Genomic DNA, 7,615 nt, shown 5'->3' with positions numbered 1-7,615 from the left:
CGAGCAGCGCCGCCAGCGCGTCACAGGTGTCCGGGTGCGCCGCGAGCAGGGCGACGCCGCCCGGCCCGGCCTGGCCCCGGGCCGGCCGGACGGCGGCCGGGGCCGGCTGCTCCCGCCACGGCGGCACCCAGGAGTCCAGCGCCGCCAGCCGGCCGGGGAAGACCCGCCCGGCCTCCCGGATCAGCAGCGGCGCGAGCTCCGCGCCGTCCGAGCGCAGCGTGGTGATCAGGGTCGGCAGCCACGGCAGCAGCACCTGGTCCGGCAGCCGGCCGAAGGCGTTGGACACCGCCTCCACCACGAAGTCGGTCAGCCCCGGCACCGGCTCCAGCGCGTGCAGCAGTCCGCTGAGGTAGCGCGGATAGGCGGGCAGCACCAGCGGGTTGGCGAGCAGCTCGTCGAAGCGCGCCCGCAGCTCCGGGCGGGACAGCCGGCCGAGCTGCACCTGGGCCGCCCACAGCAGCGCCACCTTCGACGGGTCCTGCGGGTGCGACTGCGCGAGGGCCAGCTCCAGCTGCGTCCGGTCGCAGCCCAGCGACAGCGCCAGCCCCTCCATGCTGAACAGGAAGCCCAGCATCGCGGCCACCTGCCGCGCCGTCGCCTCCTCGTCGGCGAACGCCACCGGCAGCAGCGTGCAGTAGTGCGCGTACCCGGTCTTGACGAAGGCCTCGATCCAGCCGGGCAGGACGGGCTCGCTGGTGCGGTAGTGGGCCAGCAGGCGCCGCACCCGGCGCAGCACCTCGGGCGCGCCGTCGACGCTGCGCTCGGTGGCCAGCACGTCCAGGGCGCGGGTGCCCAGCTCCTGGGCGAGCCGGTGACTGCGCAGGTGGAGGTGGGCGTCCTCGACCGTCTCCAGCACGACGGCGGCGGTCGCCCGCGGGCTGTTCGCCGTCCGCCGGAGCCGCTGCTCCAGCACCTGCTCGATGCTCACGCCCTCGTAGCCGAGCTCGATCAGCGCCCGCTGGTGGGTGCCGAGCGCGAGGTCCCAGGACTCCTGGATCGGGCGCTCGCCGAGCCGGCGCTCGCCCATGATCGGGCGGGCGGCGCCGTGCGGCAGCAGGTACCGCAGCATCCACAGCACGTCGGAGCAGGGCTCCAGTTCGGGCCGGGAGGCGATGTCCAGCAGGGCCCGCTGCACGCCGCGCTGCTCCGGCTTCAGGGCGAGCGGGGCCAGCCGGTCGTGGACGTCGCGGGCCAGCGGCGGCAGGGCGTCGTAGCCGACCCGGCCGATCCGGTCGCCGCCCATCATGATCTCGACCAGCCGGCCGACGTCCCGCCGGCCGGGGACGGTGTCCTTCTCGATGCAGGTGACCGCCGCGTCCTGGAAGTCGTACGGCGTCGGCTTGGCCCGGTCGCGCATCCCGGCCAGAAGGATCGACGTCTCGAACACGGCGATGGCGTCGGCGGTGGAGGCGAGGTAGCCGTTGCGGCGGGCGGCGCGCACGATCTCGACCGACCAGCCGAGCAGTTCGGCCTCGTCCAGGCGGTCGATCACCGGCGGCCGCTGCAGGAAGCCGGACAGCCGGTCCGACGGCGCGCCGGCGGCGGTCGCGGTCGTCGGCTGCGCCGTCACCACCGCCGTGGTCGCGGCCTTCGCCATCGCCTTCGTCGCGGCCTTCTTCGCCGGCTTCCCGGCGCCCGCCTGCCCGGCCAGCCGGAACGGCTGGACGCCGGTGCGCTTGAGGTTCTTCGCCCAGGTCGTGGCGGCGATCGACACCGAGCCGGCGGCCAGGCCGAACTGCGCCTCGATCGCCGCGTGGCTGGACGGGATCAGTCCGTGCTGCCAGGTGGTGGCGGTGCGCGGGGTGATCGCGTAGCCGTCGCTGCCGTGCACGCCGAACTCCGCGACCCGGCTGGCCGCGTGGAACGCGCCGCAGACGTAGAGGCAGTCCGCGGGGTCGGTGCCGGTCGCGGCGAGGTGCTCGCGCATCCGCGTCCACATGTGGCGCTCGCGGTCCTCGTCCACCCGCACCCGCTGCCCGTCGCCGGGGGCGAGCCGCCGGAACAGGCTGCCGATCAGCAGCATGACCTGCCGGTAGGTGTCGTGGTCGCTGTCGCCGAGCGGGACCTCGACGTACTGGTGCCACCACTCCGACCAGTGCCGCACCTTGCCGTGGCGCAGCAGGTGCCGTTCCAGCTCGGCGAAGCGCGGCCGCAGGTCGCCGATCTCCACGCCGACCGCGTCGCCGTGCAGCGCGGCCTCCTCCCCGTCGGCCGGCGCGTCCTGGTCCGCGGGCGCGGGGTCACCGGTGCTGCGCGGCTCCCACTGGAAGACGTGGTCCGAGGAGCGGTCGACCAGGACGAGTTCGACGCCGGGCGTGTCCAGCGCGTAGGCGATGGCCTGGTACTCGGCGGAGGCCTCGGTGACCGGCGCGACCACCGACAGCGGCGACCAGTCGGCGGGGAAGCCGTCGACCTCGGTGGCGAAGGCCTGCACCGCCACCGGGAGCCGGCAGTTGCGCAGCTCGGACAGGAGCGGCGCCATGTCCTCGCACAGCTCCAGGTAGACGACCTTGGGCTGCTTCTCGCGCAGCCGCCGGGCCATGGCGACGGCGGAGGCGGGGGAGTGGTGGCAGACCGGGAAGATCTCCAGCGGCTCGCGCACCGCGCGGTCGACGTCGTCGACCAGGCCGAGCAGGATGCCCTGCAGCGCGTCCGGGCCGTCGGCGAAGGCGGCCGCGGCCTCCTGGAGCTGGGCGCGCAGCGGGTCGAAGGTGCCCTCGTTCATGGTGCCCTCGTTCATGGTGCTCACGACAGGGTGGCGATCGCGTCGCGGCCGCCCTCCAGGAACTCCGGCCAGGCGCCGCCCTCGTCCTTGCTGCGGGGCTCGACCACGCCGTGCAGGTACTTGTTGAGGATGGCGAGGTCCTCCGGCTCTCGCCGGGCCAGCGAGCCGACCAGGGAGGCGGCGAGGGTGCGGGCGGTCAGCTCGCGCTCGCCGAAGAAGTTGCCGTGCAGGACGGCGTCCTCGAGCACGCCGATCTGCTCGGCGGTGGAGAGCGACGACTCGAGCTTCTCGTCGTCGCTGCCCGCCGCGGCGGCCGAGGCGCGCAGGTCGCCGAAGCTCTGCAGCAGCACGTCCAGCAGCGTCGGCGGCACGTCCAGCTCGATGTGGTGACGCCGCAGCAGCTCCTCGGTGCGGAAGCGGACGATCTCCGCCTCGCTCCTGCGGTTGGTGACGACCGGGATCCGGACGAAGTTGAACCGGCGCTTGAGCGCGGAGGACAGGTCGTTGACGCCGCGGTCGCGGCTGTTGGCGGTGGCGATGACGGAGAAGCCGGGCTTGGCGAAGACGATGTTGTCGCTGTCCAGCTCCGGCACCGAGATGTACTTCTCGGACAGGATGGAGATCAGCGCGTCCTGGACGTCGCTGGTGGAGCGGGTCAGCTCCTCGAAGCGGCCGATCGCGCCGGTCTCCATGGCGGTCATGATCGGCGAGGGGATCATCGACTCCCGGGACTGGCCCTTGGCGATCACCGTGGACACGTTCCACGAGTACTTGATGTGGTCCTCGGTGGTGCCGGCCGTGCCCTGCACCACCAGGGTGGAGTTGCGGCAGACCGCGGCGGCCAGCAGCTCGGCCAGCCAGCTCTTGCCGGTGCCGGGGTCGCCGATCAGCAGCAGGCCGCGGTCGGAGGCGAGGGTGACGATGGCGCGCTCGACGATGCTGCGGTCGCCGAACCACTTCTGCTGGATCTCCCGGTCGAGGCCGTCGGCGCGTTCCGAGCCGAGGACGAAGAGGCGGACCATCTTCGGCGAGAGGCGCCAGCTGAAGGGCTTGGGGCCGTCGTCGACGGACTCGAGCCAGTCCAGCTCCTCGGCGTACTTGAGTTCGGCGGGGGCGCGCAGCAGGTCGGACATGAGGGGGGCCTTTCCGGGGGGTGGTGGTCAGGTGAGGAAGTTCTTGAGCTCGTGGACGAGCTTGCGGATGTGGCCGGAGATGACCGGGGTGCCCTGGTCCTTGAAGCGCTCGCGGAACCACGGGTTGACGCTGGCCCGGCCGGCGCTGGTGACCGAGCCGACCGGGATGAACCGGGCGCCGGAGCGGTGGACGGCCGCCATCGACGCGAACAGCTCCTCGCTCTGCCACTCGTAGAAGTCGGAGATCCACACCACGACGGTGTTGCGCGGCTCGGCGATCTTCGGCTGGGCGAGCGTCATGGCGACGCGGCCGTCGGTGCCGCCGCCGAGGTTGGTGCGCAGCAGCGTCTCGAAGGGGTCGTGCACCCACGGGGTCAGGTCGACGGCCTGGGTGTCGTAGGCGATCAGGTGGACGTCCACCTTGGGCAGCCCGGCGAAGATCGAGGCGAGGATGGTGCAGTTGACCATCGAGTCGACCATCGAGCCCGACTGGTCCACGACCACGATCAGCCGTTGCGGCGTGGTTTTGCGGACGGTGTGGCGGTAGAAGAGGCGGTCGACGTAGAGCCGCTCCTCCTCCGGGCTCCAGTTGGTGAGGTTCTTCCAGATCGTGCGGTCGAGGTCGAGGTTGCGGAACACCCGCTTCGGCGGCACCGAGCGGTCCAGCGTGCCGACGGTGGCCTTCTCCACCTGGGTGCGCAGCACTTCGGCGACCTCGTCGACGAAGCGGCGGATCAGCGCCTTGGCGTTGGCCAGGGCGACGCCGGACAGGTTGTTCTTGTCGCGGAGCAGCTGTTCGATGAGCGACATGCTCGGGGTCAGCTTCGCGGCGAGCTTCGGATCGGCGAGCACCTCGCGCAGGCGCATCCGCTTGACCAGGCCGGCCTCGATGGAGCCGAGTTCGGGGCCGATGGCCGGGATCAGCGTGGAGAGGTCGGGCGTGCCGGTGCGGCCGCCGGTGCCGGTGCCGGCCTCCCGTCCGCCGGTGCGGCCGGCGCGCAGCTCGCCCGGCTTGCAGCCGAGGGCGCGCTCCAGCCAGCCCGCGTCGGACTGCCACTGGGCGAGCCGGCCGGCGGTCACCGCGCCGGAGCCGGTGGCGAACACGTTCAGCAGCACCTTGGAGACCAGGGCGGCGCGGCGCACCTCGGCCTGCCGGTCGCGCTCCTCGCCGTCCGCGGGCTCCTCGGGCAGCATCAGGCCGTCGAACTCGGCGGCGAGCGCGGGGTGGCGCTGCACGATCGCGTCGACGGAGGCCTGCGGGTCGAGCAGGGCCGCGGGCAGCCCGAGGTCCTCGACGACACCGAGGCTGGCCGACTCCAGGGCCGGCTGCTCCTCGGGGTCGAAGAGGCGGGCGAGCAGCCGCCAGTACAGGACCTGGCGGCGGTTCGCCTCGGTGTCCGGCGCGGGGGCGGGCTCGGTGTCCGGGCCGGTGGGGCCGGCCTGCCCGGTGGGATCGGCCTCGTCGGTGGGATCGGTCTCGTCGGTGGGGTCGGTCTGGTCGGTCGTCACTTCCGCAGCAGCCTTCCCGCGCGCTCCCGGAGCATCGCGACCGCCTCGGTGGCGGCCTTCTCGGCCTTGGCGCCGTCCTTGTCGCCGGTGCCGCCGGCCCAGGCCCCGGCGTGCAGGGCGACGGTCTTCCGCTTCACGGTGGCCTCGACGGCGAGCGGCTGGAGCCGGAACTCCCCGTCGTCCCAGCGCAGCAGGCCGAGGCAGGCGGTGGACGCCGCGACCGCCCCGGGGGTGAGCGGGCTCGCGGCCGGGACGCGGTCGGTGTCGACGGCGAGCCGGTGCCCGGCCAGCTCGAACGCGAGGGCGTCGTCCTCCTGGTGGGCGGTGTAGCCCTCCAGGAAGACGGGTGTCGCGATGCGCGCCGGGTGCCGGTCCAGCGGTGCGGTCGACGGCGTGGTGGCACCGGCCAGGGCGACCCGGGCGGTGGCGAAGGCGTCGGCGGGCGCGCCCGGGCGGGCGTGCTCGTCGTGCCAGAGCAGGTCTCCCTCGGCGGTGACCGGCATGCCGGTGAGCTCCATGGTGAGGCCCTCGCCGGCCGCCGCCAGCAGCGACAGGTGCGGGCGGAGCAGCTGCCAGACGCCGGCCCCGACGACGGTGTCCGGCTTGGGCACCGCGACGCCGGCCCGCACCAGCCGGGGCGCACCGCCCTCGGCGGGCTCGAACACGGCGTGGACCTGGGCCTGGGCGGCGGTCGCGTGCTCGTGCAGGTCGACGCCGAGCGGCAGCAGCCGGCCGGTGAGCGTTCCCGTCGCCGGGGCGTCGGCGGCGCCGGGGACGGTCAGCAGCAGGGCACGGGACCAGAGGTCGGCCCAGCGGCGCAGCGGGATCCGCTCCAGGGCGGCGCCGGGGCAGCAGGCGGCCAGTTCGGCGGCGAACCCGTCGAGCAGTGTCGCGAGCCGGCGCAGGGCCGGGTCGGCGAGCAGTGCGGAGACCACCGGCGCCGCGCCCGAGACGAGCTCGTGGTCGATGCCCTGCCAGCCGGTGCGCGCCAGGTCGGTGAGCCAGGAGCGGGCGGCGGCCAGCAGGTTGGCGGCCTGCGGCTCGCCCGGGGCCGGGGCCGGTGCCGGCGCCTCGCCGCGGGGCCGACCGATCGCCTCGTCCAGGCGGGCGGCCAGGGCGTCGTGGACGGAGCCGAGCAGGGCGGTGCGGGCGGCGGCGAGGGCGACCAGGTGGTCCTCGCCGGCCGTTCCGGCGGCGGCCTGTCCGGCGGCCTCGGCGACCCGGGCGGCCAGCGGCGAGCCCGCGACGGCTTCGGCGAGCCCGTCGAGGCCGGCGGCCTGGGCGGGGGCCGGCCGGAGGAGGCCGCCGGCCAGCGCCCGGTCGAAGGCGTCCACGGCCGCGAGGGCCTCGGCGAGCCCGTCGACGGGCTCGGTCAGCAGGTCGGTGCGCATCACACCACCGCCCGGGTGGTGGGGAACCAGTGCAGCTCCGGCAGCGGTGCGGTGGTCGGGGCGAGCTCCAGGTAGGCGAGGTGGCGCAGGAACCGGCTGAAGACGGGCGCGGCCGCGGTGGCGTCGGCCTTCGCCGGCCGGTTGGCCGTCATGGCGGAGACGATGCCCTGGGTGGTCGCGACGCCGTCGGCCGACTCGACCCGCAGGTAGCGGGCGACCCGCTCGGCGCCGTACTGCAGCACCGCCTCGCCGGCCAGGGCCACGAGGTGCTTGCAGAACGAGCCGCGCGCGCCGCCGCAGGGGCGGTTGTTGTTGGTGCTGCAGGCGAACGCGTAGTCGCCGGCCGCGATCGACGAGACGTAGACCCGCTCGATGTCCGAGCCGCTGGACACCACGCCCTGCAGACGCCCGTCGGCCAGCTCGACGAACGGGACCTTGGCGAGCTTCCTCGGCTGCGCGGGCGGTATCACGCGCGCCGTGCTCGACTCCTCCCGGACTGACAACACACCGATCTCCTTTGCGTCATGGGGCCGCCGCGCCGGACCGGCGGGCTGCGGAAGGAAACCTACTGGCGATCACTGACAAGTCCCCGGGCACCGCGTTCCGCCCGCTCCCGCAGAGATCGGCGAGACGAGACGTTCCGTCTTGACGAGTGATCGGAAAAGGTGCACAGTGGGGGCACATCAGCGAGACGAACCGTCTCGTCTCTTGCAAAGGAGTACCCGTATGCGCACCACCGTCGGAAGCACCGACCGCGTCTGGTTCATCACCGGCGCCAGCCGGGGTCTCGGCCGCGCCTTCGCCGACGCGGCGCTGGCCGCGGGCGACCGGGTAGATCTGAAGAGCGTAGAGTAGTG

5 protein-coding genes and 1 pseudogene are annotated in these 7,615 nt (G+C 74.0%); 1 reads left to right on the top strand and 5 read right to left on the bottom strand.

Going from position 1 to position 7,615, the window contains the following annotated elements; genetic code table 11:
- From ABZ885_RS31795 to ABZ885_RS31775, 5 genes are all read right to left on the bottom strand, one after another.
- On the bottom strand, window positions 1-2,740 hold a 2,740-nt coding region (locus ABZ885_RS31795), incomplete at its 3' end, for a hypothetical protein (protein WP_360196280.1).
- A 5-nt stretch (window positions 2,741-2,745) separates the two neighbouring features.
- A complete protein-coding gene (locus ABZ885_RS31790) occupies window positions 2,746-3,858 on the bottom strand; it encodes an AAA family ATPase (RefSeq protein ID WP_360196271.1) in 1,113 nt (370 codons plus the stop codon).
- Between the two features lie 27 nt (window positions 3,859-3,885).
- The gene (locus tag ABZ885_RS31785) at window positions 3,886-5,367 is read right to left on the bottom strand and encodes a VWA domain-containing protein (protein WP_360196268.1); all 1,482 of its coding nucleotides are present in this window, start codon (window positions 5,365-5,367) and stop codon (window positions 3,886-3,888) included.
- The gene (locus ABZ885_RS31780; protein WP_360196277.1) at window positions 5,364-6,788 is read right to left on the bottom strand and encodes a hypothetical protein; all 1,425 of its coding nucleotides are present in this window, start codon (window positions 6,786-6,788) and stop codon (window positions 5,364-5,366) included. The genes ABZ885_RS31785 and ABZ885_RS31780 overlap by 4 nt, the downstream gene beginning before the upstream one ends.
- Window positions 6,758-7,261 (bottom strand): hypothetical protein, encoded by a 504-nt coding sequence (locus ABZ885_RS31775; RefSeq protein ID WP_360196274.1) that lies wholly within the window; start codon window positions 7,259-7,261, stop codon window positions 6,758-6,760. Before ABZ885_RS31775 ends, ABZ885_RS31780 begins: the two co-directional genes overlap by 31 nt.
- 223 nt (window positions 7,262-7,484) lie before the next feature.
- On the opposite strand from ABZ885_RS31775, the pseudogene ABZ885_RS31770 reads away from it, so the two are divergent.
- A pseudogene (locus ABZ885_RS31770) lies at window positions 7,485-7,592 on the top strand (short-chain dehydrogenase/reductase); the annotation flags it as partial.
- Between the last annotated feature and the right edge of the window lie 23 nt (window positions 7,593-7,615).

The sequence above is a fragment of the Kitasatospora sp. NPDC047058 genome, assembly GCF_040643935.1.
Lineage (GTDB): Bacteria > Actinomycetota > Actinomycetes > Streptomycetales > Streptomycetaceae > Kitasatospora.
Note: the sequence above shows the minus strand (reverse complement) of the source record. Positions and strands in the feature narration are given on the sequence as shown.

What these genes read in the sequence shown, in the direction of transcription:
- ABZ885_RS31790 (WP_360196271.1), bottom strand. Translation starts at nt 3,858, where the DNA reads ATGTCCGACCTGCTGCGCGCCCCCGCCGAACTCAAGTACGCCGAGGAG.